This window comes from Staphylococcus ureilyticus, from assembly GCF_025558845.1.
Lineage (GTDB): Bacteria > Bacillota > Bacilli > Staphylococcales > Staphylococcaceae > Staphylococcus > Staphylococcus ureilyticus.
On the sequence record NZ_CP094825.1, the window covers coordinates 1,089,381 to 1,115,581 of the forward strand.

The following is a 26,201-nucleotide window of genomic DNA, read 5'->3' on the forward strand; positions in this document are numbered from 1 at the left end:
CTAATCGGTGTCGCACACCGTAGAAAAAAACGTAAGGAGGAATTTTAAATGAGTTTCACAAGAGATGATTTAAGAGAAATCGGAATTGATGAGGAATCATTAGAAAAAGTTATGACGTTGCATGGTCAAGAGGTGCAAGGTCTTTACGACAAAGTAAGTCACAAAGAGTCGAAACTTAATGAGTTGCAAAGCACAGTTGATTCTTACAAAGAGGACAACAAGCAAAAAGATAACGAATTAAAGGACTTGCAAGAGAAAGCTAAAAACGGCGATGACTTGCAACAAACGATTAGTGACTTACGACAAGCGAATGAAGATAGAGAAAAAGAGCGTCAAAAAGAAATTAATGATTTGAAATTTAATCATAATTTAGAAAATAAATTACGTGATGTTGGCGCACGTAACGTTAAGGCAGTTAGAGCCTTGCTTGATTCTGAAAACCTTAAATTCAACGATGAAGAAAACGAGGTAATCGGATTACAAGACCAATTAGAAAAGTTACGTGAATCTGATTCTTATTTATTCGCAGATTCTACAAATTCCGATTCACAAGCTCAAGGCTCACAACAGCAACAACAATCACAATCACAATCACAAAGTTATAACGCCGGTAATAAAAAGGGCAATAACGGTTTTGATGATAGTGATGAAGCAATTGGGAAAAATAATGCACAAAGATTATTAGGAAATAAGGAGGCATAACCAATGAATTTAAAACCAAAAACAAATACATCATTTGGTAAATCAGTAGAGTTTTTACGTGACGGAAAGAACGTTGAATACACAGTAGGTAACCCTACATTAGACGGTTCGGCGTTCGCAGAAACAACAGAAGTGCCAATTGGTACGGCTATTTTCCGTAATGAAGATACAGGATTATTTGAACTTGTAACAGGAAGTACGCCGGCATCAATGAAAGGTGCAGTTTTAACGGCAAACGATGTTACCGTTGCGCCTAATGAAAATGAAATCGTTAGTGCAGTACGTAAAGCATCTGTTATTGAAGCACGTTGCAAAGGCGTAACAGACAACTTTAAACAAGCGACACAAGGTCGTTTAGTATTCGATATTTAATTTTATCAACATCATAAGGAGGAATTTTAATGGTATTAGAAGATACACGCTTACAACAAGCAAGTTTAAAAGCGTTTGTTAAAGAGGCTGATAGCTTACGTTCACAAGAAACGCCGAATCAGTACCCTTTAGAAAGTGCTTATCCAATCGAAGAAGTAGAAGAAATTGAAAATGTTTACAACATTGTAGAACAGCAAATTAATGCGTCGGCATCAATCACAGGCTTTAACGCAGGCGCACCAATTAAAAACAAAGGTCAAGGTAAGCAAGCAATTGCAAGCCTTACTAAAATTCAAAACGCTAATTTCCTAGATGAAATTGAAATGTATCACTACAGAAATCCACGTAATGATGCAGAACGTCAGAAGATTGTTGACGGTGTTTTAATGGACACAAACGATTTATCAGTTTCAGTTGATGACACAGTAGAATATATCCGTTCTCAAATGGCTTACAATGGTCGTGTAGATTATTTAGACCCAATGACGCAAACACGTTTAACTTTCGACCTAGACCGTCCGGAAGAAAACAACATTACTGTAGCTAGTGAGTGGGGAACTGATGAAGCTACACCAGTTACAGATTTACAAAATGCAGTTAAGCAATTCCAAAAAACTAACGGACGTAAGAAACCGGAAGTTATTAATATGAACTCAACTACTTACAACAAGTTAGTTGCTTCGGGACAAATCAAAAGAGAATTGTTTAACGACACAAATAGCCCACGTATCGTAAAAGATGACGATGTTATGGCATTATTAAATTCTGTTAAGCTACCACAGATTGTTATTGATGATACAGAAACAGCAATTGAAAACGAATTGGGCGAGATTGAAACACACGAACATTTAGTAGATGACAAAGTAGTATTACGTTCATCTGTATTAGGTTCTACTATGAGTGGACCAAGTGTTGAAAACAATTTCGAAAAAGGTAAATTTGTTGTCACTGTCATTGATAAAGACCCAGTAACAGAAAAAACAATTGTTGGGCAAGTTGTTATGCCAGTTACTAAAAATGTAAACGGCACTGTACATCTTAATGTAGCACCAGAAACTACAGACGGTGGCACTACAGACGATAGCACAGCAGACGACGGCGCAACAGCATAATTGAATAGGGGTGTTTTATGATGAAGAAATGTAGAGTTGCGAAAGGCTCAATATCACATCATAAATCATTAGTTAGCACAGGCGATTATATTTATCTGAATGATGATGAGTATAGTCGCCTTAATCATTTGGTCGAAGTTGTCGAAGAAACAGACAACAAAGAATCAAACGATACAGATAGTGTTGACTATGAAGCAATGACAGTTAAAGAGCTAAAAGAATTAGCGCAAGATAATAATATCGATATTGGGCGTAAAGCTAAAAAATCAGATTATATTGATGCTTTAAAAGAATTAGAGAAATGAGGTGTAAGGTATGGAAGTAAACGAACAGGAAGTTAAAAACTATTTGTTTAAACTACCTACACCCGATTATTTTGATGACTTAACAAGTGATGACCTTAAAAAGCACATATTTGGCGCACAAGAGCAAATAAATGATTTCCTTACTAATTATCCAAATGTAGAATTATCAAAGCGTATGATAGCCCTACAGACTTTGTACAATGTTGAATCAGAGTACGAAGGTATAGCGATGTTAAAAAGACAAGGAATCACTGATTATACTGTCAAAGATGTTAAAGCCGTATTAGAACAAGACGAAATATTAAGCCCTAATGTTGTTTCTATAATTGAAAAGGAACAAGAGAAAAACGGTACAACGAAAAACACTATGCAAGTAGGTAGATTAATATGATTCCACCAATGCGACAAAGTATTACAATTTCAATTCCATTAATCGACGATAACGGCAATGAGATTTACAACGATTATGGCAAACCATTAACTGATACATCAACATTCAAATGTCGTGTGAATGAACACGCTGAATTACAAAGAAGTAAAACTTTTGTATATGATGATGCAGTAGATGAGGTTGACGTAATGCATGATGTCCCTATAGAAACTGGTGTTGAAGTTGAATATACAACAAGGCGTGGAACAGTTAAAAAAGGTACTGTTAAAAGTTATACGGAAACTACTAATTTATCGGCAAGTAGAACTTATTTTAGAACGTTGATTATCAATGGCAAGTAAACATTTCAGTATCAACAATCGAGATACAGAGCAGTTTCTAGCTAAGATGAAAACAGCCGATAAAGAATTAGTAACCAATATGACTAAAAAGGGCAATAAAGTAGGCTATCAAGTAGAGGCAGATGCGAAAGCATTAGCGCCAAGAGATACGGGACAATTAGAACAATCAATAAGAAGCACAGGCGTTAAATATGCAAACGGTCAATTGTCTTTGTCTGTTGGTTCTCCATTAGTTTATGCGTTGCGTAGACACGAGGAACCGGCAAGAAAAGGTATACACGATAAATACGCTAGGGGTGTTAAATACCCAGATTATTATTACAACGGTCGGGGCGAATTAACACGTGCTAAACCTAATGTTGGTAGTTTTGAACCGGGAAGAAAATTCTTAACCAATGCAAAACTACTTAATCAAAATAGGTGGCGCAGTCAATTAGCTAAAGCCGTTACAGAAACTTACGGAGGTTAAACATGATAGAACAAGCGATAATGAATTATTTAAAATCGAACATACAAACTGATATGTTAATCTCCATGAATTTCACGACACGTAATGATAATACAATTGTTGTGTATAGCGACCCGGGCGAGCAACCAAGTATGTATGAAGGGCAATTGATACGACCACGTTATCAAATCATTGTTAAATCATCTGATTTTGATAAAGCAACTGATATTTCGCTACAAATTTATGATTTATTACACCAATACAGATACGACACTATGACAGTTAGTTATAAGACACGTGAAATTGACTACAACGTGTATTCAATAGACGGCTTACATCTACCGGCTAGATTGGGTGTAGATGAAGATAACATCATGTCATATAGTTTAAATTTTCAATCTCAAATCAAGAAAGTAAACGAGCGCAAAAAATAGCGTTCGTTTTTTTATTACAATCAAGGAGGAAAAAGGAATGACACAACAAAAAGTATTTCCGTTCGCTGATAAAAGCGACCATATTAAATTAAACTTACAACACTTTGCACAGGCTACACGTCGTGGCGATGATGAAATTATATTTGGTATTTCGGATATTATCATCGGGGAAGGCGACAACATTATTAAATTCGACGGCAAAAACGGCGATAAAGATAGTTACTTACAAGCTGAAGGTGGTTCAGTATCATTTGAACCGGAACTTGAAGATGTTGTAATTGCCGATTATGGTAATAGTCCATACGACCAACGTAGTACTGGTTACAACGTTACAGTTAGTATTGTGGCAGCTCAACAAACTATCGACATGTTACTACTAGCGATTGCAGGTACAGACACTGTTGATGAGAACGGTAAAATCACTGGTGTAGCAGATGCACCATTAGGCGCTTCAAATCGTAAGAACGCTAAACCAGTACGTATTCATAGACGTGCAGACGGCGATAATCACGATAACGATATTAATATTTATAAAGCTGGCGCAAACGATGAAGTAGAAATTTCTAGTGCAAACGAACAAGGTTCACTTGAAATCTCAATGAGTGCATACCCACGTGATAACGCAAACCCTAGTCGTAAAGGTAATTATTTCTTTACTGGTGCTGTTGACCCTAACGGTATTTTACCTAAATGGGACGAACTATTAAGTGGTGCAACATCAAATACAAACCCCGATGAAAATTTAGGGGAAGGCGCAGATGAAACAACAGACACATTAGTTTCAAGCGTTACATTTAGTAGTGAATCACAAACATTAGCAGTTGATGAAACAGTAACACTACAACCAACAGTAGAACCTACTGATGCAGTTGATAAATCATTAAATTACACATCAAGTGATGAATCAATCGCAACCGTAGATAACAGTGGTGTAGTTACAGCAGTAGCAACAGGCGAAGCAACAATCACAGCATCAACACAAGATGCTAGCGATGTGACGGCAACAGTAACGGTTACAGTTACAGCATAATATAAAAGGTTACAAAGGTAGTCGTTTAGGCTACCTTTTTTATTTTTGAAAACAATATTTTAAGCAAAACAAACAATTATCGGAGGAATTTTAAATGACTAAAGTAAATATTCAATTATTCGAGCAAGACAAACAAGGCAACTTACACGAAACGGACCAATCACAAGCAGTAGAAATTAAAGCGATTAGACCCGGACAATTAGGCGCAATCGCAAAAGTTGTTAACGCTATTCAAAAAGATTTACAAGACAACAAAGAATTTCAAGACACAGTAATTAAGTTGTTCGGTCAGTATCAAGAGGGCTTTGATATTGAAGATTTAATCCGTAGTGAAGATTTTAATATTTTCGATGTTTTACAAGCATTTGGTTTCTTAATCGAAGAAGTACCGGAAAGAACAATTGAATTGACAAGTGTAGCAAGTGGCATTGATAGCGCTTATTTAGAACTACAAGACATGGACACATTCTTTGAAATTATTGAGGCAGTCGTTGAAGTAAATGATATTGAAAAAATCGTTAAACGTGTCAAATTACTTATGGATAAAGTGGGGAAGGCGCTCAACTTCAACAAGGAAGCAAAACAAACAACAAACAAGAAGCAATAACAGTCGAAGATAGTTTGGTTTATATACTAAGTCCAATTGTCGGTGGTCGTGAACAAGTCATAGATGCACCGGCAGTTGATTTACTAGGTTATTTACTAATTCACTTTGAAACCCTTGAGCAAGAAGCAGACAGAGAAAAACAACGCTTATATCTTAACCACCTTTCACGTATGCACGCTAACCCACAAGACAAGAACCAAGCAAAAGAAAACAAAAAATTCATGAAGAACATTGAACCCGGAAAGGAAAGCAACACCGGACAAAATCAAGCACGTTCAAATAAAGAATTAGAGTGGGACAACATCGAGAAGTTGAAACGAATCGAAAACTCATAGCGTCATACAACAAGTGGTAAGAAAGGAGGGAAAAAGTGAATGGCTGAAATGGATAAAGTTAATGTAAAGTTTAATGCTGATGTAACGAAGTTTACTAGAGCCGTAGACCGAATGGAACGTAAAATGCGTGATTTTGACGATAAGACAACGACGACCGAAAAGAACGTAAATAAACGTTTCGATATGATGAACACATCGGTTTCTAAAATTGATAAGTCAATGGCAGAAATGGGCGATGATGTAGATTTAAGTAATGTTAAATCAGAATTAAACAGTGCTAAAAAAGAGTTTAAAGATACCGGCGAAGTATCACAAAGAACTTTCAATAACTTACAAAATTCAATATCAAATGTTGATACGTCTAAAATGACAACTAAAACAAGCAAAGCATTTAATACTTTATCAAAAGATGTTAACAAGTTAGATACACAACTAACAGAAATTGGCAAACTTAATTTTGGTAAATCATTAGGCGATGAATTTAAAACAGTTGGTTATAGTTTTAAGGATTTGCAAAGCAAATTAAACAGCACTGAACTGTCGTTAAACAGCATGAAAAAGAAAATGAACGCCAGTGATTTCAAAGCATATTCCAAAAGTATGCATGAAATTAATTCAACGCTACATCAAGCCGAAACAGAATTTAAGCAATTTGGTAATATCTCATATGAAACAACACAGAAACTAAACAAGAACATTAAAAGCATATCTTTTTCACAGCTACCCGGCAAAGCAAAAATTGCGTTTAATTCAATTCGTAATGAAATGTCATCACTGAACAAAGATATTGTTTTCATGAACGATAAATTTGGTAAGACGACAAGAATTGTAAATAGTGTCGGTGGTTCGGTTAAACGTACACTTGGTGGTATGAGAAACGATTTTTCAAAAACGTTTAAGACAATAAATAAAATTGGTACTACCTTACGTAACGTTGGCGAAGTAGCTAGTGGTATGTTTAAAGGTTTAATGATTTCAAGTTTTACAGCAATCATACCGGTTGCAGGCGCTGTTGTTTCAAGTGTCATGGCTATTGGTTCATCACTAACAGCCGTAGTTGGTGGTGCTGTTGGTCTAGGTGGTGCATTTGGCATTGCCGGGGCAGGCGCAATGACAATGGTTGGCATGTCAAAACGTGCATTAGCAATGCTTGATGAAGGATTGTTAAAAGCAACGGCAGAAACACGAAAATATCAAAGCGCACTATCCGGCATTAAATCGCAATTTGATAATTTAGTTAGAGGTAATCAAGCACAAATATTTAACGTTATGGCAAACGGTATAAACGTTGCGAGATTTGCCCTAACTCAACTTACACCGGCAATAAATAAAGTTGCTAGTATTACATCAAATGCATCAAACAAGTTACTAGATTGGGTTAAGAACAGTAAAAACGCCCAAAACATGTTTAGTATCTTAAACCGAATAGGACCACAAGTATTTAAAAACATATTAAATGCTATAGGTAGCTTTGGCGACGGTGCAGTTGCTTTATTTAACAAACTTAACCCATTGTTCACATGGGCATCACAGGGCTTTGAGAACACGGCACGCAGTTTCCAAAAATGGGCTAACAGTACATCAACAGCAAACGGCATTAAAGACTTTATCAATTACACGAAAACAAACTTACCTATTTTAGGTAGTATTTTTGGCAATGTTTTTAACGGCATTATCAACCTATTCAAAGCGTTTAGTAGTGAAACAGGTTGGGTGTTAAATGGTTTAGATAGTATGACTAATAAGTTTAAAAATTGGTCGGCTACATTAAGTCAAAATAAATCATTCCAAAATTTCTTGTCTTATATAAGACAAAATGCCCCAATGGTCGGACAACTCATAGGTAATATCGTTGATGTATTTGTACAATTTGTTCAAGCAGTATCGCCAATAGGCGCAGTAGTTTTAAATATTGCAGTTAAATTAACAAAAATGATGTCTAGCTTCATGCAAGCCCACCCACAAATAACTAAATTTATAGCGTCGGCAGTTGCTTTATCCGGTGTCATTAAATTTATTGGTATCGGAATTGGCATCGTACTACCTATAATCAGACGTTTAGGAATGGTATTAAAAATACTACCACCAATCATGAAGGCAGTAGGTTTAGCAATTCGTTTCATGGGTGGACCGGTAACTATCATTATCGGAATCATCACAACGCTTGTTGGTGTGTTTATTCATTTATGGAAAACAAACGAAGGTTTTAGAAATGCTGTAATAGGTATATGGAACTCAATTAAATATTGGGCTGTTACAATTTTTACGGCTGTTAAAAACTTTTTAATAAATGTATGGACTAACATAAAAAATGGTGTTGTTTTAATCGTTCAAGTTTGGTGGCAAATTGTAAAAGGTTATTTCCAACTTTGGGAAACTGTTATAATGTCGATTTTTAACGGCATTAATAGTTTCTTTGTTTGGGTTTGGAATTTAATTAAAACGCAAGTTGTTGCAAAAATAGTACAAATGTATAACCAAGTTAAGATGTGGTTCAATCAACTTTGGTTTAGCATCAAATCAATATTTACGACAGTTAGAAATTGGCTTTTTGCCGTATGGCTTGCCATTTATTCAAAAGTAAATTATTACGCAAGGTTGATTTGGACAAAAGTTAAGCAATATTTCACTTACCTTTGGAATAGCATTAAAACTATATTCACTACTGTTAAAAACTGGTTAGTAAGTACATGGAACTTCATATACAATAAAATTTCATCATTCGCACGTTGGATATGGACGAAAGTTAAGCAATATTTCACGTGGTTATGGAATAGCGTAAAATCAATTATCACAACAGTTAAAAATTGGTTAATAAGCACATGGAGTTATATTTACAATAAAATATCTAGTTTTGCTCGTTGGATATGGACGAAGGTAAAACAATATTTTACATGGCTTTGGAATAGTACGAAGTCAATTTTTACTTCTGTCAAAAACTGGTTAATTAGTACGTGGAATTATATTTACAATAAGATTTCTAGTTTCGCACGCTATATATGGACGAAAGTAAAACAATACTTCACATGGTTATGGAATAGTGTTAAATCAATCGTGACAACAGTTAAAAACTGGTTGATTTCAACATGGAATTACATTTCGGACAAAGTAGTTTCGTTTGCTCGTTACTTATGGAGTAAAGTACAAAGTGCTTTCATGTCATTATGGCGCTCAACAAAATCAATTTTTAATTCCGTTCGTAGTTTCTTATATGATGTTTGGCGTAAAATACGTGATTTCGTCGTAAAATACGCTTTAAAATTATATAACGGTGTTAAAGACAATTTCACAAGCCTTTGGAACTCAACAAAACGTATTTTCAATAACGTTTGGGATTTTATGGTTGATGTTTGGAACAACATTAAAAATTCAGTTGTTAATACGGCTAAAGACCTTTGGGACAGAGTAGAATCCACATTTAACAATATGAAAAATGGTTTATCAAAAATTATTGATAAAATCAAAGGATTTATTGGAGATATGGTCGATTCAATTAAAAGTGGATTAAATAAATTAATCGACGGTATTAATTGGGTTGGCGATAAATTAGGTATTGATAAAGAAATACCACATTTAAGCACTGGTACGACGCACGACCAACAAGTTAATAGAAAAGTCAAAACAACAAGTGACGGTGCTTTAAAAGAAGGCACATTCGCTACAGTTGGCGATAAAGGTAAAGGTAATGGACCGGGTGGTTATCGTAATGAAATGATTAAATATCCTAACGGTAAAATATCATTCACACCAAATAGAGATACCAATACATTCTTACCTAAAGGCTCAAAAGTCTATAGTGGTAAACAAACACATGCACTATTGAACCAAAATCCAACTAACAGCACTTTAGGTGGCGATGTAAACGCACGCTTAAACGGTGGTACTGTTGGCAACGCTTTAAGTTGGGCAGGCGACAAATTAGGTCAAGGTTATAATTGGACTAAAGACAAAGTAGGTAAAGGCGCAGATTGGCTTAAAGATAAAGTCGGCGATGTAATGGATTGGGTCGAGAAACCCGGGAAATTACTTGATAAAGCACTAGAAGCATTTGGCGTTGATTTCGGGGATTACTCCGGTATCGTTGGCGACTTTGCTAGAGGTGGATTAAAACGCCTTAAAAAAGGTGCAGAAGAAAAAATCAAAAGTTGGTTTGCACAAGTTACAGCCGGCAACAGTAGTTTCCTAGACTTTTCGCCGGGTAACATAAATTTCCCTTATAGTCCAAACGGCAGAGCGCCCGGTTATCCGTTCAACAGTCCACATATGGGTATTGATTTAAACTATATCTACGAGAAAGTTTATTCAACAATCAGTGGACTAGCTAGAGCAATACCACAAGACGGTAGTGGTTTTGGTAATCACGTATCTATTAAAAACGGTAGTGGTTTAGAAGTTATTTACGGACACCTAAGCGACTTTGCATTTGACGGTAGCAAACAAGTTAAAGCTGGCGACAAACTAGGTACATCAGGTAATTCGGGGCGTTCATCGGGACAACACTTGCACTATGAAATGAGGCAAGACGGTAAACCGTTTAACCCGTTACCATGGTTGAAATCACATGTTGGTGGTTCTGGTGGTAACTGGAACGTTAAGAAAGCATTGAAAAAAGCCGGTTTACCAACTTCAAAAGATTACGTAAGTGCATGGCAAAGACAAATACAAACCGAAAGTGGAGGCGACGCTAAAGCTATCGGCGGAACAGACGGATTGTTGGACGGTCGAGCTAAAGGACTTGTACAAGTTAAGCCCGGCACGTTTAACGCCTTTAAACTACCCGGTCATGACAACATCATGAACGGTATGGATAACTTAATAGCAGGTATGCGTTACGCAAGCGCAAAATACGGTTCATCAATACTTGATGTCATCGGTCATGGGCATGGTTATGCTAGTGGTGGTATTATCAACAGTCCGGAAATGGCGTGGCTTGCTGAAGGTGGATTTAGTGAATCTGTCATAAGTCACGACCCGGCAAACAAAGTTAAATCGCAAGCTATTTGGAAGGAAACAGGCGACAAGCTAGGTTTCAGTACCGAAGGCGAAACGTTGCGTCGTATCATGGAACTTATCGAAGAAGGCAACGAAACGAACGAAACAATAGAAGTTAACACACGTAACAATGGCAACAATCCAATTTATCTTGATAATAAGAAAGTTGGTAAACAAATTGCAGAACCGGTTAGACAAGAAATTGAAAACATCGAAAGAAGAAACAATCGCTTTAACCGTAGATAGAAAGGAGGTTGCTAATGAGTAATTTTTCATTTAACGGTATTGAAAAAGATTACTGTTACTATACCGACTACACAACAAGTTGGGGACAAGATAGAGAAATTAACACTACTGATGTACAAGGACGGTCCGGAACCGTCCTAACATCTGTTAGGGATAAAGTAAGAAAAATCGAAGTTAAATTATTGGTCGATAGTTTAGAAGTTGGAGAAAGTTTGGAACATGTCGCCGAAGATATGGCAGACTGGTTAACAACAGACGAACCAAAACCGATAACATTTGCAAGAGAACCCGACAGAATTTATTACGGAATTTTAGAAGGTACAATTGATAAAGATTATTTTGTTAATTTCGGTAAAGCTACAGTTAATTTTCTTTGTGTAGACCCTTATAAATACGCTAGTACAAGAACCAAACAAACAGCAATTTCAGACCAAGCAACTTTATACAATGCTGGTAACAAAGATGCGCCAATAGAGATACAGGCAAGAGCTTTAAAACCTAGCAGTCATTTTATGATTGCGAAAGGATATAACGGCGATAGCGACGAATTTTTTATGGTTGGCGATGATGACGTAGATAAACCGTTGGATAACTACACCCCACCCGTATTAATTTCTGAAATGCGAGATATGAGGGGTTGGATTGAACTAGGTAACGGAAGTATTAACGATAATTATTTAGGTGGTACTACTGGTGGCGAATTACAAAGCTCATCAACAAACAATAGTATATATCTAAATGTTGATACACTAGATAACGACGGTTGGAATGGTGCTGGTCTTAAAAAATCATTTTCAAAAAGCGTTCAAGACTTTAGAGTAACGGTTAAAATCCTAGTTAATAATACGAAAAAAGGAACGGCTAAATTTTCGCAATTTGTTTATGATGTAGATAATAGATTGTTGGCATCAATCGGATATGTTAAGAAAAGTGAATCAAGAAGAACAGGAACGATTATTGTTACTTTATTTAATCAAAGTGGCGAACAAATAAAAATTTATGATTTTGATAACGACCCGTATATACAAGGTCTTGATAGTTTCGTTATTTATGTCGCCTTAACTAGGAAAGGTAATGAGTTTACGGTTAAAAGTTGGAAGTACGACGAAACGCCATATCCACAAAGATTAGTGCCGATTGCAGTAAGAGAAAAAACCTTTACCGATTCCGGAAACTTTTATCAACGCAAAGTAGCGAGTACCACGCTTTATCAAGCTAGGTATCAAAATACCTCGTTTGCTAATATCTACATTTTAGGTACGTACAATAGAGAATTGCTAGAAAAACCTAAAGGCGCTAGAGATATGATAATACAAAAAGGGGACAATATTAGAATAGACACAGAAAATAATATTGTAGTCATTAATGAAGAACCTATGTTACAAGAAAAAACTTTTGCAAGTGATTTCTTTAATATTGAAAGTGGGACAAACGAATTAATCGTTTTACCCGAAGACACTTTTGATACATCAATATTTTGGCGAGATAGATATTTATAATTTGATTGGGGGTGTTTAATTGATTCATCTATTAAATTTTAAAGACGAAATCATAGATTTTATTTCCGAAGATGACGGGGCATTATTTGAGGCAAAACACAACAGACAAGAAAAAGATAAAAAAGAAACGTTTGATTTTTCAATCCTTTCAAGTCGAGCAGAAAAATTTAGAGAGCGTAACCGAGTTATTACACAAGATAGCAACGGAAAATACAGGGAATTTATTATAACTGGTATTTCTGATGATATGGACGGTATAACCGAAATACAAACTAATGCATCTTATCTTGAAGATATTGGAACAGCAAAGCCGTTTGTTCCGGGAGAATTAAAAGATATGACTGTAACACAAGCCTTGTATGAAGTGTTACGTGATACAGGTTGGGAGGTTGCGCCCGATACAGAATATAATGGTTTAAAAACAACAACGTGGACGGAACATAAAGCGCCTTATGACGTAGGACTACAACTTGAAACTACCTATGATATGGAATTAGATTTTTATATTGAATTAGGTTCAAACAAAGTTGAACATCGTTACGCCGTATTAAAAAAACCTAAAAGATTATTTAAAGGTAAAGAAATTGTTTTCGGTAAAGATTTAACAGGATTATCAAGAGAAATTGATTTCACTGAAATTAAAACGGCTTTAATGGTCGTAGGTCCGGAAGATGACGACGGAAACACAACCGAGGTTATCGTTACAGACGACCAAGCACAAGAACAGTTTGGTTTACCACAACGTTATATTTGGGACGTTTACAAACCTGAATCACAAGACAAAGATATAACAGAAAGTAAATTAAAAGCGTTAGGCGAAAACGAATTAGATAAAATTAAAACGGCTAGTGTTACTTACGAAATATCTTCTTTAGATATTGATTACTTATATCAACATGAAACAACATCAATTGGCGATACAATCAGAGTTAAAGACGAAGATTTTAACCCACCGTTGTATATAGAGGCCGAAGTAATTGGCGAAGAATACGATTTACTAGGAAAAGAAAGTGTTTATACTTTCGGTAAAGTTATAAGATATAGTGAAGAAGATTTGACGCAATTCTTTAGACAACGTTTACAAGAAATTAGAAAAAAATTAAACGATGATATAACGAACCTCAATACACAATTACAAGAAACGGTAGAAAATGCAGATAAGTATTATGAACAAAAAATAATTAAACAACCCGAACCACCCGAAAATCCCGTTGATGATATGTTATGGTACGACACAAGCAATCCGGACGTTGCAGTATTGCGAAGATACAGAAACGGGGAATGGCACAACCAAACAGCAAGTGACGTACAACAACTAGGTGGTATGACAAGAGAAGAAACAATTTACAACGAATTGATAAGTACGTTTGAGGATTTACAGTTACAACATTCCATGCTACAAAGCGATGTTTATGATGTAATCAATAGTCAATATTTGGTTGATACGAAATTGAAAGAACAAGTACAAACAGATTTAGACGGTGTTAGCGTTGTATTCAATCAAATTAAAACGAATTTAGATAGCATGGATAAAGATACGGCTACAATCGGCAAATTGATAGATACACAAGCAATGTTTCAAGATTATAGGGAAAACCTTCAAAAACTAAATGATAGCGTACAGAACGCTAAAATAAGCATTGATGAGCGTTTAAAATTATTGCAACAACAATACACCGAAGAAAAATTTAACGATGCAATGACCGAAGTAGCAAATACATTGCCTAACGGGGAATGGGATAGTGAAAAAGGTAGGTTGTTAGCTGATATTCCTAATCAAGAACAATTGAACAATTTAAAAACAACAGTCAACGATTATATTGACGGCGAAATAAAAACGCTTAATGATAATTTAGTGGATAAAATAAACACTGATATTAAAGCAACAAAAGAAGAATTAAACGCTAGTGTTTCGAGTGTTCAAGAAAAGGTAGACGGTTTAGAAGTAGGCGCAAGAAACTTATTAGTAAGCTATGCAGACAAATATAAAGGAATGGTTAAACCCTATATTGAAAGCACACAAAGTTTTGAATTTTCCGGTTGGGGTGCTAACCTTTATTCTAGTGAATATATAAATCAAAAATTGAAACCGGAAGAAACGTACACTATTTCTTATGATGTTGAAGTTATCAGACTAACAGACCTAGCAGAACAATTAGAACCTACAGGCTTATCAACCGGATTAATTCTTTTTGATAGAACAGCAAATGATTATGTCATGCATTCAAGAAAAGAAATGCCACGTGAAATTGGTTATACCGAACACATTTCAGAAACATTTAAAATGAAATCCGGAAATTACGATTTAATAGGTTATTCAAATCTGTTTAGAGGTAACGTTATTGTTGACAATGCAACGGATAATGAAACAAATGACCCTACAGAAACCACACAGGACGACACAGAAGAACAAAACACGACAACTGATACAAATACAACCGAAACAACAACAGATGACACAACAAGCGCTCAAGAGTCTACAGAAGATACGACGACAGACGGAACAACGACAGACACGACAAAAACTGTTGAAGTATCAGAAAGTGATACTATACGTATTACTAATTTAAAACTTGAAAAAGGTACGGTAGCAACAGATTACACACCGGCACCGGAAGATTTTCAAAATGATATTAGTAGTATTAGCGCAACAGTTGAAGAACAAAACACAGAACTTTCATTGATGAAAGATAGTATCAATTTAAAAGCAGATAAAACAACAGTTACACAACAATTAGGAACGGTAGAATCGCAAGTAGAAGATAATACAGCACAATTAAATATACAAGCCGAAGAAATTAATAGTAAGGTTTCAACTAGCGACTACACAGCAGACCAAGAAAATGTTGTTAATCGTTTAGACAGCGCCGAAACAGAACGCCAACAATTAAGTGATGAAATTAATGATAGAGTAACGTTAACCAAATATCAGAATCTTAACATTGGTACACGTAACTTAATGTTAAACACTAATGAACGTGATGATTTTATAGGTGTAGAAGATACAGAACTTCACATTGAATATGAATTTACTAGACCATTAACCGTTGGCGATGAATACACATTGTCTTATGAAATTTATGACTTGTCCGGAGAACCGATAAATCGTGTAAGTTATTATCCTTATGACCCGGCAGGCGAAAGACGTAATATATCAGTTGTAGATAATAAAGTTATAGCAACGTTTAAGGCACAAGCAAAAAGTGAAAAGATGTATCTTTATAAAGGTCTTGCCGGAATGACAGACTCAACAAAAGACTTTGTTATAAAAAATGCAATGTTAGTTGAAGGTAATAAAGCCGGCGATTATGCAGAAGCGCCGGAACATTCCGATACACGTTTAAACGAAATGGAAACATCAATCAAACAAAACGGCGAACAAATCCAAGACCGAGTAAGTTTAACCGAATTTAACGAAAGTAATAAAACGTTGTCACAAGTTATTTCAACGCTCACACAAGACACGACAAACGGTTTAACTTATACGTTTGATGAAAACGGTAAGATAACAAGTTTTAACGTTGGTAATGACGGTGTAACAATCAGAGGCGATAGTGTAGATATTACGGTCAACGATGATTTTAAAGTCGTAGCACAAGATTTAAACAACAAAGTAGACCAAGACAATATTATTAACCGTTTAAACTTGTCGCCCGAAGGTTTAGATATTGACGTTAATAATTTAGGTATTAGAGGTGGCGACAACAACCAATACTTAAACATAGAAAACGACACTATCGAATTACATGGTAGTTATACAAGAACGTGGCAAGGTTCAACGGATAACAACAATGTGTTTACTAGATTAAAAGACGGTCATTTAAGGTTTAGAAATAACGATTTTGACCGTTCTATTTATGTTTCAGATTTCGGTATTTCAACTTATCTTGACGGCGACCCACGAAATGCGTCAGGGACTTTAGAATTTTTTGACTACACTTACGATAGTGGTGCAAGAGGTGTTACATTACAATCCGGTTTAGGTGTTGTGGCATTAAGAGCTGATTCAAACCGAATGGTTATTGAGGCAGACGACACCGTTAACATTGGTAGTAATAAATATTCAGTTTATATTAGACCTTTTGCTAATACACGTGCTGGTGTAAACGAATTTCAATATTATGTTAAAGATAACCCAACAGCCGACGAAACAGACGGTGCATTACTTTACGGTAATTTAACAGGTTCCGGCGTTAAAATGGGTTCCGGCATTAGATTTAGTAAAAGCGCACCGGTTGTATACGCAACCAACGATAACGGCGATATTGGAAGTGGGTATTTTTATGGCGAAGGGTTTCAAGGCGATTGGATTACTAAAAACACTAATTTATACGCTTGTGTAGAAAGTAACGGCTCGTTAAGAGTTACCGATATAATGGGTTATAACGGTGGCGACCCTAATTATAGAGATATAGAGGCAATGCGTTTAAACACGTACCACAGCTATGCATTTGCTAATCACAGTGGTAAAGATGTTTACTTTGGCGTTGGTTATAATGAATTGAGAATTACAGCAAACGATTGGTGGAACGGGGGTAACCCGAAATATCAAGATATTAGATTCAAAAGTTATTACGCTACTTCATCTGAAAAATATAAATATGACATTCAAAAATGGGATTACGAAGTATTAGATGTGATTAAGAATGATTTACAATTGTATTCATTTAAACGTGAAGAAGAAAGAGGTAGCGATTACGAACGTAATCATAGAGGTGTAGTTATTGAACGTGAAACACCTATAGAATGGGTACACAGGGACGGCGTAGATAATTACGAAATGTTATCGTGGTCGTTAAAAGCAATTCAAGAATTAGCCCATGCAAAAGATGAACAAGATATAATCATGCAAAAACAAGATGAAAGAATTAAAAAATTGGAGGAATTGATAAATGCAAAATAACCAAAATGAACAACACAAACCTAATTCGGACTACATGGTTAACTACCTAGTAGATGATAACGCAAGATTAACGAAAGAAAACGCAATGTTAAAAGCAATTATCCAAGAGCAAAACGAAAAAATTTAAAGAGTTAAGCGAATCACAAGAAGTTAGCGATTAAATCGTTAGCTTCTTTTTATTATAAAAATTTTTTATTAGGAGTGAATTATTATGCTAGAACGTAAAGAACAATCATTTTATTTGGTGGAAAAAGACAAAGAAACAGGTGAAGAATATCCAATGCAAAAAGTGTATAACGGTAGCGCCTTTTCACGTACGACAAGTACATTCAACGCTTATAAATTCGATACTGTAGACAAAGTTAAATCGGCTTGCCAATTGCAAAACAGCATGAACGAAATGTTTGGAGAAGCGAGCATTGTTTATTATGCAGAGGAAAATATAACACGAACTTTGTTTGACAAAACAGGCGCAAATGAAGATACAAAAGAAGATGCAACAACAGAAGATAACACAGCAACACAATAAACAACATCAACAAAGAAATACATTACCCACTACATTTGAACGGGAGGGTAATAAAACCATTGGATTCATGGGGACCACGTATAAATACAGTTGAAAGAGAAATAAAGGAGTTGAAAGAAGCTAACAAAGAACTTAAAAAAACAGATGAAAACTTAAAACAAAGAATCGATAAAAATTTCAAAGAATTAGACAACAAGTTGGACGTTAAGCACAAAGAACAAAACGAATATTCAAAGGAATTAGTTAAGAAGTTAGACGATATAACATCAAGTCAAACAGACCAAAAACTTATAAACCAAGAATTACGTTTTACTTTGAATAACTTCAACGAAGATTTAAAGAGAGAACGAGAAGAAAAGCAGATTGAAAAGAAAGAACGAGAACAAACGAACAAAGAAATTAAAAACACAAGACGTTGGACAATAGGAATGGTGGTTAGCTTTTTAATACCTTTGTCTATTGCTATTATTCAATATTTCTTTCTTTGAAAGGAGGTGAAAAGTTATGTTGAAACTATTAACACAAGCAACTATTTTAGGCTCATTCTTAACATGTTTTTGGTTCGGCGATTGCTAATCAGTAACAACGGACAAACCGGCTATTAATTTAGTCGGTTTTATTTTATTAATTGGAGGATTTAAAAATGGAACAAATTATTACTTTTGCAACAATCATATCAGTATTAACAATCGGAATTGTACAAGGTGTTAAACAAACAGGTTCAATACCTAAAAACATTATACCTTTAATATCAATCGTAATCGGTGGTGTTATTGGTGGTGTTTCAGTATTCATTCCAGAAATCTTTTCTGAATTATCAGTTGGAGCTCGTATTTTAGGTGGTGTTATTAGTGGTCTAATGGCTACTGGATTATGGGAAACAGGAAAACAACGCAGTGGTAAGACAAAAGACGACCACCAAAAACAAGGTGGAGGCAAAGTTTAATAATTAAACAATCAACCGGCTACTATATAGCCGGTTTCTATATAAAATAATGGAGGTTTTTTAAATGGCTCAAGAAAAATGGAATGGTGTTCCGGTACGTTATGACTGGTTACCAGTTGGAACAAGACGTAGTGGACAACCTTTAACAACAGGTAATCCGAAATTTGCAGTAGCACACGATACAGGCAATTTAAACACTACAGCACAAGACAATGTGAACTATTACAAAAATTCATATAATATTGATTGGTCTATTGTCGCAAGCGCTCACATATTCGTAGATGACAAAGAATGTATTGTTTGTATTCCCGTTACAGAAAAAGCGTGGCATGTGTTATATGGTGCAAGTGCAGACAACCAAACGTACGGTGTAGACGCTAACGACGGGGCATTTGGTGCTGAAGGTTCATATTTCACAGACAAAAAGCGTTCTCAAAAATCACTAGACAATTTAGCTCGTGTTATAGCTTACTTATGTAACTACTGGACTATCGATTACAAAACAGAACTTCCGGGTCATCAAGATATACAAGTTGGTAAAGTGGACCCGGGCAACTTATTAGAACATGCCGGTTATAGTCGTGATGTTAGTAATTTAGATAATATTATTGCTGAATATATCGACGGCGTGGACGAAGAAAGCGATAGCGAACCTTCAAAAGAATTATCAGAACCAACGAAAGAAAAACCAACAGAAAGTCCTAAAACAAATGTTACTTACAAAGAAGCTATAGAGTATATGCACAGCCTAAAAGGGCAATACGTTGACTATGACAAAAAATTTGCATTTCAGTGCATGGATTTAATTGTTGATTATGCAGACCACGTAACAAATGGTTACAGAATATGGGGTAATGCGAAAGATTTAACATGGATAGCTTTACCTAAAGGGTGGAAACTTGTAGAAAATACGCCCGATTATGTGCCACCTATCGCTTCAATTGCAGTATACACAGAAGGCATTTATAAAAAATGGGGTCACACTGGTTTAGTTTGGGATAACAGTGGAGGTACAGAAACATTTGTTATTTTAGAACAAAACTATGATACTTTAGCAAACAGTCCGGCGAAATTGAGAACTGATAATTTTGAAGGTTTAACACACTTCATTGTTCCCGATTTTGTAGATGAAGATGTAGATTTAACAGACATCAAGCCGACAAAAGTTAAAGGAAACAAAAAAGGAAAAGCGCTTGAACTAGGCAATGTACCACCTAAAAAACTTACGTGGTCTAACCAACCGTACTTTAGAGCGACAGCAGATAGCGAAGGTGTTTCTATTTGTAGACCTAACCACAACAATGTAATGGTTGTTACTAGCGAAACTTATAATGCCGGTTATGAAGATTTATATATTTATGAAATTCGTGACGGTTGGGCTAGAGTGTATGCACCCGATAATGACGGTTTCGTTTGGTATGAACGATTACGTATTAATAAAGTGTTTAAACCGGGTGGCGCTAACGGATTACACGATGATACTAATTCATACAGCAATGTATTAGACGATTTGGCGATTGGTTCAATTCCACCCGACGACTTAAATTGGTCTAAAAATGCATACTTTAGAGGTCGTGTAGATAGTTACGGCGCTACAGTCGCAAAACGTACAGGCAATAGAAATAACTATAGTTGGAACTTAACAAATGAAATTTATAATGCAGGTTACGACCAATTTTATATATTTGAAATCTTAAATGGTTGGGCTAGAGTTTATTCATCATCAAACAATGGTTGGATATGGCACGAACGTTTAAGAGTTGTAGAAGTTTATTAATATGTTACAATTAAGTTAACCACATAATATATAAGGGCAGGCACGTACCAGGTGCTTGCCCTTTTTTTATGTGAAAATATGATATAATATATATTGAATACGAGAGATACCGTGTTATGTAATTCGGTGACGCCATAACAGTCCAGTATCTAAAAATGAGAGCATGCCCCTCACTATACGAGAAGGTAGAAATCATAAATCGGAGGTCGGCGGATATTGGTTGGTGTGACTGTTGCGACGGATAACACTTGAAACCTCCATATACATATTAAGCCCCCATACATGTTACTGGGTGGTTATTTTTTGTTTACGAAATCCCAAAGGTTGTGTATAATTAATCTAACAAAGGAGAGTCTAAATCGTTTTACTATTCTAGGAGGAGATGGTGGAATGTATATGACAAAAGAACGAAAAGAACCGTTATATGAAAAAAGAAATAATCATAGATTTGATTTAAAAAAATTAAAAGAAAATGCAGTGCGTGTTAATCAGGTGAATAGCAAGATTAAACTAGATAAACATAACAAGGCAGATTTAGACTGGTACTTTGGATAATATATATGATTATGGCAATATGCATTGGTGCGTTGTTTTCTTTGAAGGTTCGAATGAATCAAAAGAAAGACCTATCTTTGTTGTAGATAATGAAGATGGAGATATATATTTTTTCAGAATCACGTCACAAGAAGGTTTGCCCCATCAAAGAAAATACAGGCCTGCGCTAATAAATTGGCGTGCATATGGATTAGATAGAGCATCATATATAAACATAGAGTTTCCTTTGTCCATAAGTGAAATTAGTAATTTTAGCGAAGCAACTCACATTGCCAAAGCTAGAGAAATAGATATAAAAAACTTAGAATTTTATTTAAGAGAACTAGGTTATTAACATACACTCACCAGCCGGTGGGTGTTTTTTTGTTGCATCTATACGAAAATAAAGGGATAGATAAATTGGATTTGAAAGATATTGTGGATGTAAAATAATTAAAAAACTTTAAGAAAGATGTTGCATAAAGGACAATTGTCCTTTATAATAAGTAGTGTAGTAAGGAGGTGGCAAACAGTGAACCGTTTGGAACGGAAAGAAAAAGAAGCAATGATTGCAGAAACCAAAAGCAGAACCTTCCGAAATTACTGCTTAGGGATAGCAACCATCGCTTCAATAATCAAATATTGGTTGGGGATTTAATCCCCTTCCACCTTATTATATATCGAGGTGATAAAAATGACAAATCTAACAAAAATAAGAATTAGAACATTTTTAAATTATGCAATAGGTATAAGTGTATTAGCGATTGTAATATATTTTTTGTTAAAATAAACAATTAAACGGTTCACTAAACTTTATGATAATAGATACAGTTAACAGATTAATTAATTCTAACATAAGTGCAATAGAAATAGAAAAAGCAACTGGTGTTGATGCATCTTCAATTAGACGTATACGCAGAGGGGAAAGAAAACTTGAAAATTTAAGTTTTGAAAAAGGAGTAACGTTATATAAATACGCAAAAGGAGAATTGAAAATGAGTCAGAAAGAAAAAGAAATTATTATGAATCATTTGAATGATTTATTACCAGTCATGGAAGAAACAACAGATGAAGAAACTAAAGACAGAATTGATGTAAAAATCACAGAATTGATGAAAAATTTAAATTTAACATGGGATGACATGGGGTAATACGCAAAAGCCCACTTTGTTTAGGTGGGATGTTTATGAAAAAATAAATTAAAAATGAATATGTATTTGCTTTTTTATATCTTACTTGACTCAAAAAGTACACAATGATATTTTATATTTACATCTAAATTTTGATTACTTCAAGGGACACTTTTTGTGTCCCTTTTTTATTTATTCGAATGAGAAATATTCACTTTATTTATTAATCTCTATTTAAACTTATTAAATAAAATGATATGTTGTGTAATGTAAGAATTAAAATATATTGGGGGATTTAAAATGAAAAAAATTATTTTTCCATTAAGTGTAGGTTTATTATCAAGCGCTCTATTTTTAGGTAATGGAGTTGCTGATGCAGCTATTAATGAAGATAAGCTGAAAAACGATGCTATTAGTAAAGTTTCTGAAGAATTTGAATATGTAGAGAATGGTTTGAAAGCTACTGGTCAAGTAGAAGATAAAGGTCAGTATTATGAAGTGCCAGCAGTTCAAAGTACAGGTGTTGGCGGTTTACAAATTATTAAGGTTGATAAAGAAACTGGTAATTTACAATTCGGGGACAATGATACTAAAAATTTTCAAGCGTCAGGTTCCTTAAACATGGATACTTATAATACTGATGAAAATTCAACGAAAGATAAAAACAGTAATATAGAAGAAACTAAAAATCAAACTGATATGCTACCAGAAACTGGTGTAGAAAATGATTTTAATAATATCTTATTCGGTGTTCTATCATTAATATTAGGTGTTAGTTTCTTTGCAATAAAAAAACTAAGAAATAATGTTTAAATATTGAAAAAAGACAATCATATCAATTGATTGTCTTTTTAATAATTTACATGGAATTTAATATAAAGATTCATATATTGCAGGAAGGTGGGTTAGTATCAAGAATAGCATTATAATATTATTTGGTTTAGTGTTATATGTTACTTGTGTTTTATTTTTAATGTATGAATTAAATAAACAAAGTACATATAGTCCACCAGCATATATGCAAGACATGATATTTGAAAAAGAAGTTGAAGTGAAACTCAATGATGTAGGTTATAAAATAGAAAATGTTGAAAAAAGTAAAAAAATTAGAGCCGATAACCATACATATACTGCACAGAAAAAATATTTGATAATGACATTAAGGGTTGCTAATTACAGAAACACTGATGTTACTTTGAAATATAATACATTTGCTTTGACTAATAACATTAATACCTTATATCCCGATACTAAAATAAGTGAAGAGCTTAATAAAGCAGTTAGCAACAATATAAACGAAAAAATATTTACCAATATTAAAGCTAATAACGTCAAAAAGATTCATTTAGTGTTTAATTTAAATAAAAACTTCATGCAAGCAAAAGACATTTTATTAAATGTATATTCAGAAACAAACGTCCAAAATAGAATTTCTATAGCCTTATAAACTTTTTATTTTATATGGAGTTGAAAATCAATGTACGCCATATTGGAAAAGTGAATATAAGTGTAGCGATAATACTTAAGCATAATAAAAAAGAATTTACTAAACGGTCCCCATGAATGATAGAAAGAATATTGACTATTAGTAATATAATTAAAACTATCATGCCATTAAAGAAGTATAATTCGCCATCAAAAAATTTATTAAAAGATAAAATAGGGATTAAATAAGCAATTAAGGTTGATAAAGCAGATATGATAGTCATATAATATTTCATTTTTTAAAGCCTCCTTTTTAACAATTTCCCTAATCATATCGAAAAATTCAAATTACATCTACTAAATTTTAAGGGAATCAATGTTCTCTCTTTAAATGATTTATAAGGTATGTTAAATTGCATTTAGGTCATAGTTCTCCAAACTTTGCCTGTTAAATTCAATGAGTTTATTTTTTTAATTCTTAACTTACTTTAAGGGAATGAGACAGTTAATACTGTCTCATTTTTTACTGTTATTAAAAATCCATTCATAACGGGGACCATTATTTTAAAGGAAAACAAGAATGTTTGTTCTGTTTTACGAATGATGATACGAACACTTAAAAGCAATGTCTTACATATATAGTGGCAACAGATTGGCAACAAAACGTTTAAAAGAAGTTTTAAAATGCTGTCATGGCGCTTTTAAATTGTTTTAATTTTTTGAAGTTAAATTGTTGATTTTAAAGTATTTTTGAATGTTCGGGTCAAATGATGACAATGATGAATAAAAATCAAGACGACGCATTCAAGAAGAAGAAATAACGTCTTGTGAAGGCTGATGATTACTACCTACTAGTAAATCGTCAGCTTTTTTGGTTTGAACAAATACCTATTATATTTAAAAAATGAGAATATAATCTAGGTTCGGTCATATAAATGTGATGGTGCTTAATTTTGCTATTTGCAAACCATACTATAATGATTCGAAATTTTATAGATGGATTAAGTTTTTTAAATGGGCATTAAAATAATTAAAGTGATAGTGAATGTAATTTATTTTTTAAATATTCAGTAAATATTTGATTGTAAAATCATATTTGTTATAATTTGTATATATAAGGGAGGTATTAATAAGTGAAGAGTGCTTATGACATGGAAGACAAAGAAGTTTTAGATCGACTAGCAAATATGCATATTAACTTTTCTACTGATGAAGCTTTCAAAGAATATCACAATGCGATGCAAATGCATGATATGAATTATCTTAGATATACTTTAGAAAATGCATTGTCAGCTTGTGATACAACACGTGCTATTTAAATAGCAATGAATAAGATAAGTCTGAAACAAGGCTTATTTTATTTTGAGTAATTTTCTATCAATACCTCCCGACGTTGGCATTAATCATTTGATATATACATAATTGAATTTTGAAATCTACAAATAAGGCTAAATAACATGTTATACAGATCAAATGAAACATATTAAAATTACTGAATGTTAAATAGTAAAATGATATACTATCTTAGGTGGAGATTTAGCCAGTAACATAAAGAAGGTGTAAGCATGTTATATTTAGTTTTTTCTATAGTTGTAGCTTTTTTAATGGGTATTGGGGTAATCGTTGTAAGAATGAAGGCGCAACAATATCCAGTAAATGAAAAGAAAATTATTTTACCGCCGTTTTTTATGGCAACAGGTGCATTAATGTATGTTGTTCCTTATTTCAGGTTAACAGGTATGGAAATAATAGAATGCATTATATTAGGCGTGCTTTTCTCAACGATATTGATTTGGACGTCTCGTTTTGAGACATACGGTAGTGAAATATATATGAAGCGTTCTAAAGCTTTTCCTATTATCTTAATTTCGCTATTGTTGATTAGAACGATTATAAAAATATTTATTAGTAATAAAATAGATCCAGGTGAAATTGCTGGCATGTTTTTCTTACTAGCATTTTGTATGATTGTACCTTGGAGGTTGGCTATGTTATATCAATATAAAAAAGTTAAGAAAACATTAATTAAATAAGCGAAATATGTAATAATACTAGTGTAATTGAATATGCTTGATACAAAAGGCTACTAAATTTCCTTAAAAATCATGGAATTTAAGTAGCCTGTTTTATATTTTGAGAAATT

General features: G+C 34.1%; 27 protein-coding genes. All 27 read left to right on the forward strand.

Annotated features, from left to right (window positions below; genetic code table 11):
• The first annotated feature begins 48 nt into the window (after window positions 1-48).
• Window positions 49-702: a phage scaffolding protein gene (locus MUA21_RS05370; protein ID WP_262562065.1), complete on the forward strand. Its 654-nt coding sequence runs from the start codon at window positions 49-51 to the stop codon at window positions 700-702.
• Window positions 703-705: 3 nt separating this feature from the next.
• Window positions 706-1,074: a hypothetical protein gene (locus tag MUA21_RS05375; protein ID WP_262562067.1), complete on the forward strand. Its 369-nt coding sequence runs from the start codon at window positions 706-708 to the stop codon at window positions 1,072-1,074.
• A 29-nt stretch (window positions 1,075-1,103) separates the two neighbouring features.
• Window positions 1,104-2,186 carry a major capsid protein E gene (locus MUA21_RS05380; RefSeq protein ID WP_262562068.1) on the forward strand — a complete coding sequence of 361 codons (1,083 nt, stop codon included), beginning with the start codon at window positions 1,104-1,106 and terminating at the stop codon, window positions 2,184-2,186.
• Window positions 2,187-2,206: 20 nt separating this feature from the next.
• Window positions 2,207-2,491: a Rho termination factor N-terminal domain-containing protein gene (locus tag MUA21_RS05385; protein ID WP_262562069.1), complete on the forward strand. Its 285-nt coding sequence runs from the start codon at window positions 2,207-2,209 to the stop codon at window positions 2,489-2,491.
• A gap of 10 nt (window positions 2,492-2,501) precedes the next feature.
• On the forward strand, window positions 2,502-2,882 hold the full coding sequence (locus MUA21_RS05390) for a hypothetical protein (protein WP_262562070.1): 381 nt from the start codon (window positions 2,502-2,504) through the stop codon (window positions 2,880-2,882).
• Window positions 2,879-3,223, forward strand: coding sequence for a hypothetical protein (locus MUA21_RS05395; RefSeq protein ID WP_262562071.1), 345 nt, complete (start codon window positions 2,879-2,881; stop codon window positions 3,221-3,223). Before MUA21_RS05390 ends, MUA21_RS05395 begins: the two co-directional genes overlap by 4 nt.
• Window positions 3,213-3,692 carry an HK97 gp10 family phage protein gene (locus MUA21_RS05400; RefSeq protein ID WP_262562072.1) on the forward strand — a complete coding sequence of 160 codons (480 nt, stop codon included), beginning with the start codon at window positions 3,213-3,215 and terminating at the stop codon, window positions 3,690-3,692. The genes MUA21_RS05395 and MUA21_RS05400 overlap by 11 nt, the downstream gene beginning before the upstream one ends.
• Window positions 3,693-3,694: 2 nt before the next feature.
• Window positions 3,695-4,105 (forward strand): minor capsid protein, encoded by a 411-nt coding sequence (locus MUA21_RS05405; RefSeq protein ID WP_262562073.1) that lies wholly within the window; start codon window positions 3,695-3,697, stop codon window positions 4,103-4,105.
• A gap of 37 nt (window positions 4,106-4,142) precedes the next feature.
• Window positions 4,143-5,135, forward strand: coding sequence for an Ig-like domain-containing protein (locus MUA21_RS05410; RefSeq protein ID WP_262562074.1), 993 nt, complete (start codon window positions 4,143-4,145; stop codon window positions 5,133-5,135).
• Between the two features lie 94 nt (window positions 5,136-5,229).
• A complete protein-coding gene (locus MUA21_RS05415) occupies window positions 5,230-5,742 on the forward strand; it encodes a hypothetical protein (protein ID WP_262562075.1) in 513 nt (170 codons plus the stop codon).
• Window positions 5,743-5,756: 14 nt separating this feature from the next.
• Window positions 5,757-6,077, forward strand: a complete 321-nt coding sequence (locus MUA21_RS05420) for a hypothetical protein (RefSeq protein WP_262562077.1) — start codon at window positions 5,757-5,759, stop codon at window positions 6,075-6,077.
• 39 nt (window positions 6,078-6,116) lie between these two features.
• Window positions 6,117-11,315 carry a peptidoglycan DD-metalloendopeptidase family protein gene (locus tag MUA21_RS05425; RefSeq protein ID WP_262562078.1) on the forward strand — a complete coding sequence of 1,733 codons (5,199 nt, stop codon included), beginning with the start codon at window positions 6,117-6,119 and terminating at the stop codon, window positions 11,313-11,315.
• Between the two features lie 14 nt (window positions 11,316-11,329).
• Window positions 11,330-12,814 carry a distal tail protein Dit gene (locus tag MUA21_RS05430; protein WP_262562079.1) on the forward strand — a complete coding sequence of 495 codons (1,485 nt, stop codon included), beginning with the start codon at window positions 11,330-11,332 and terminating at the stop codon, window positions 12,812-12,814.
• A gap of 19 nt (window positions 12,815-12,833) precedes the next feature.
• On the forward strand, window positions 12,834-17,717 hold the full coding sequence (locus MUA21_RS05435; RefSeq protein WP_262562081.1) for a phage tail spike protein: 4,884 nt from the start codon (window positions 12,834-12,836) through the stop codon (window positions 17,715-17,717).
• Window positions 17,707-17,844, forward strand: coding sequence for a hypothetical protein (locus tag MUA21_RS05440; RefSeq protein WP_262562082.1), 138 nt, complete (start codon window positions 17,707-17,709; stop codon window positions 17,842-17,844). Before MUA21_RS05435 ends, MUA21_RS05440 begins: the two co-directional genes overlap by 11 nt.
• Before the next feature lie 84 nt (window positions 17,845-17,928).
• A complete protein-coding gene (locus MUA21_RS05445) occupies window positions 17,929-18,246 on the forward strand; it encodes a hypothetical protein (protein WP_262562084.1) in 318 nt (105 codons plus the stop codon).
• Between the two features lie 59 nt (window positions 18,247-18,305).
• Window positions 18,306-18,734: a DUF2951 family protein gene (locus MUA21_RS05450; protein WP_262562085.1), complete on the forward strand. Its 429-nt coding sequence runs from the start codon at window positions 18,306-18,308 to the stop codon at window positions 18,732-18,734.
• Window positions 18,735-18,889: 155 nt separating this feature from the next.
• Window positions 18,890-19,192 carry a holin gene (locus MUA21_RS05455; protein ID WP_262562086.1) on the forward strand — a complete coding sequence of 101 codons (303 nt, stop codon included), beginning with the start codon at window positions 18,890-18,892 and terminating at the stop codon, window positions 19,190-19,192.
• 64 nt (window positions 19,193-19,256) lie between these two features.
• The gene (locus tag MUA21_RS05460) at window positions 19,257-20,969 is read left to right on the forward strand and encodes a peptidoglycan recognition protein family protein (RefSeq protein WP_262562088.1); all 1,713 of its coding nucleotides are present in this window, start codon (window positions 19,257-19,259) and stop codon (window positions 20,967-20,969) included.
• Between the two features lie 396 nt (window positions 20,970-21,365).
• Window positions 21,366-21,524: a hypothetical protein gene (locus tag MUA21_RS05465; protein ID WP_262562090.1), complete on the forward strand. Its 159-nt coding sequence runs from the start codon at window positions 21,366-21,368 to the stop codon at window positions 21,522-21,524.
• Window positions 21,525-21,543: 19 nt separating this feature from the next.
• Complete coding sequence (locus tag MUA21_RS05470) at window positions 21,544-21,858, forward strand: hypothetical protein (protein ID WP_262562091.1); 315 nt, start codon at window positions 21,544-21,546, stop codon at window positions 21,856-21,858.
• Between the two features lie 177 nt (window positions 21,859-22,035).
• Window positions 22,036-22,161 (forward strand): hypothetical protein, encoded by a 126-nt coding sequence (locus MUA21_RS05475; RefSeq protein ID WP_262562093.1) that lies wholly within the window; start codon window positions 22,036-22,038, stop codon window positions 22,159-22,161.
• A 157-nt stretch (window positions 22,162-22,318) separates the two neighbouring features.
• Window positions 22,319-22,654 (forward strand): hypothetical protein, encoded by a 336-nt coding sequence (locus MUA21_RS05480; RefSeq protein WP_262562095.1) that lies wholly within the window; start codon window positions 22,319-22,321, stop codon window positions 22,652-22,654.
• A gap of 279 nt (window positions 22,655-22,933) precedes the next feature.
• Window positions 22,934-23,446 carry an LPXTG cell wall anchor domain-containing protein gene (locus MUA21_RS05485; protein WP_262562096.1) on the forward strand — a complete coding sequence of 171 codons (513 nt, stop codon included), beginning with the start codon at window positions 22,934-22,936 and terminating at the stop codon, window positions 23,444-23,446.
• Window positions 23,447-23,606: 160 nt separating this feature from the next.
• The gene (locus MUA21_RS05490; RefSeq protein WP_262562097.1) at window positions 23,607-24,080 is read left to right on the forward strand and encodes a hypothetical protein; all 474 of its coding nucleotides are present in this window, start codon (window positions 23,607-23,609) and stop codon (window positions 24,078-24,080) included.
• A 1,111-nt stretch (window positions 24,081-25,191) separates the two neighbouring features.
• Window positions 25,192-25,377, forward strand: a complete 186-nt coding sequence (locus tag MUA21_RS05495; protein ID WP_046208562.1) for a hypothetical protein — start codon at window positions 25,192-25,194, stop codon at window positions 25,375-25,377.
• A gap of 246 nt (window positions 25,378-25,623) precedes the next feature.
• Window positions 25,624-26,091 (forward strand): CcdC family protein, encoded by a 468-nt coding sequence (locus tag MUA21_RS05500; RefSeq protein ID WP_046208561.1) that lies wholly within the window; start codon window positions 25,624-25,626, stop codon window positions 26,089-26,091.
• Window positions 26,092-26,201 lie beyond the last annotated feature (110 nt).

Bases quoted from the DNA above. Each gene is read 5' to 3' on its own strand.
- MUA21_RS05490 (WP_262562097.1), top strand. From the start codon at position 23,607: ATGTATGAATTAAATAAACAAAGTACATATAGTCCACCAGCATATATG.
- MUA21_RS05370 (WP_262562065.1), top strand. From the start codon at position 49: ATGAGTTTCACAAGAGATGATTTAAGAGAAATCGGAATTGATGAGGAA.
- MUA21_RS05375 (WP_262562067.1), top strand. From the start codon at position 706: ATGAATTTAAAACCAAAAACAAATACATCATTTGGTAAATCAGTAGAG.
- MUA21_RS05465 (WP_262562090.1), top strand. From the start codon at position 21,366: ATGACAAAAGAACGAAAAGAACCGTTATATGAAAAAAGAAATAATCAT.
- MUA21_RS05415 (WP_262562075.1), top strand. From the start codon at position 5,230: ATGACTAAAGTAAATATTCAATTATTCGAGCAAGACAAACAAGGCAAC.
- MUA21_RS05380 (WP_262562068.1), top strand. From the start codon at position 1,104: ATGGTATTAGAAGATACACGCTTACAACAAGCAAGTTTAAAAGCGTTT.
- MUA21_RS05445 (WP_262562084.1), top strand. From the start codon at position 17,929: ATGCTAGAACGTAAAGAACAATCATTTTATTTGGTGGAAAAAGACAAA.
- MUA21_RS05390 (WP_262562070.1), top strand. From the start codon at position 2,502: ATGGAAGTAAACGAACAGGAAGTTAAAAACTATTTGTTTAAACTACCT.
- MUA21_RS05455 (WP_262562086.1), top strand. From the start codon at position 18,890: ATGGAACAAATTATTACTTTTGCAACAATCATATCAGTATTAACAATC.
- MUA21_RS05395 (WP_262562071.1), top strand. From the start codon at position 2,879: ATGATTCCACCAATGCGACAAAGTATTACAATTTCAATTCCATTAATC.
- MUA21_RS05430 (WP_262562079.1), top strand. From the start codon at position 11,330: ATGAGTAATTTTTCATTTAACGGTATTGAAAAAGATTACTGTTACTAT.
- MUA21_RS05410 (WP_262562074.1), top strand. From the start codon at position 4,143: ATGACACAACAAAAAGTATTTCCGTTCGCTGATAAAAGCGACCATATT.
- MUA21_RS05400 (WP_262562072.1), top strand. From the start codon at position 3,213: ATGGCAAGTAAACATTTCAGTATCAACAATCGAGATACAGAGCAGTTT.
- MUA21_RS05405 (WP_262562073.1), top strand. From the start codon at position 3,695: ATGATAGAACAAGCGATAATGAATTATTTAAAATCGAACATACAAACT.
- MUA21_RS05485 (WP_262562096.1), top strand. From the start codon at position 22,934: ATGAAAAAAATTATTTTTCCATTAAGTGTAGGTTTATTATCAAGCGCT.
- MUA21_RS05500 (WP_046208561.1), top strand. From the start codon at position 25,624: ATGTTATATTTAGTTTTTTCTATAGTTGTAGCTTTTTTAATGGGTATT.
- MUA21_RS05470 (WP_262562091.1), top strand. From the start codon at position 21,544: ATGCATTGGTGCGTTGTTTTCTTTGAAGGTTCGAATGAATCAAAAGAA.
- MUA21_RS05425 (WP_262562078.1), top strand. From the start codon at position 6,117: ATGGCTGAAATGGATAAAGTTAATGTAAAGTTTAATGCTGATGTAACG.
- MUA21_RS05480 (WP_262562095.1), top strand. From the start codon at position 22,319: ATGATAATAGATACAGTTAACAGATTAATTAATTCTAACATAAGTGCA.
- MUA21_RS05385 (WP_262562069.1), top strand. From the start codon at position 2,207: ATGAAGAAATGTAGAGTTGCGAAAGGCTCAATATCACATCATAAATCA.
- MUA21_RS05440 (WP_262562082.1), top strand. From the start codon at position 17,707: ATGCAAAATAACCAAAATGAACAACACAAACCTAATTCGGACTACATG.
- MUA21_RS05460 (WP_262562088.1), top strand. From the start codon at position 19,257: ATGGCTCAAGAAAAATGGAATGGTGTTCCGGTACGTTATGACTGGTTA.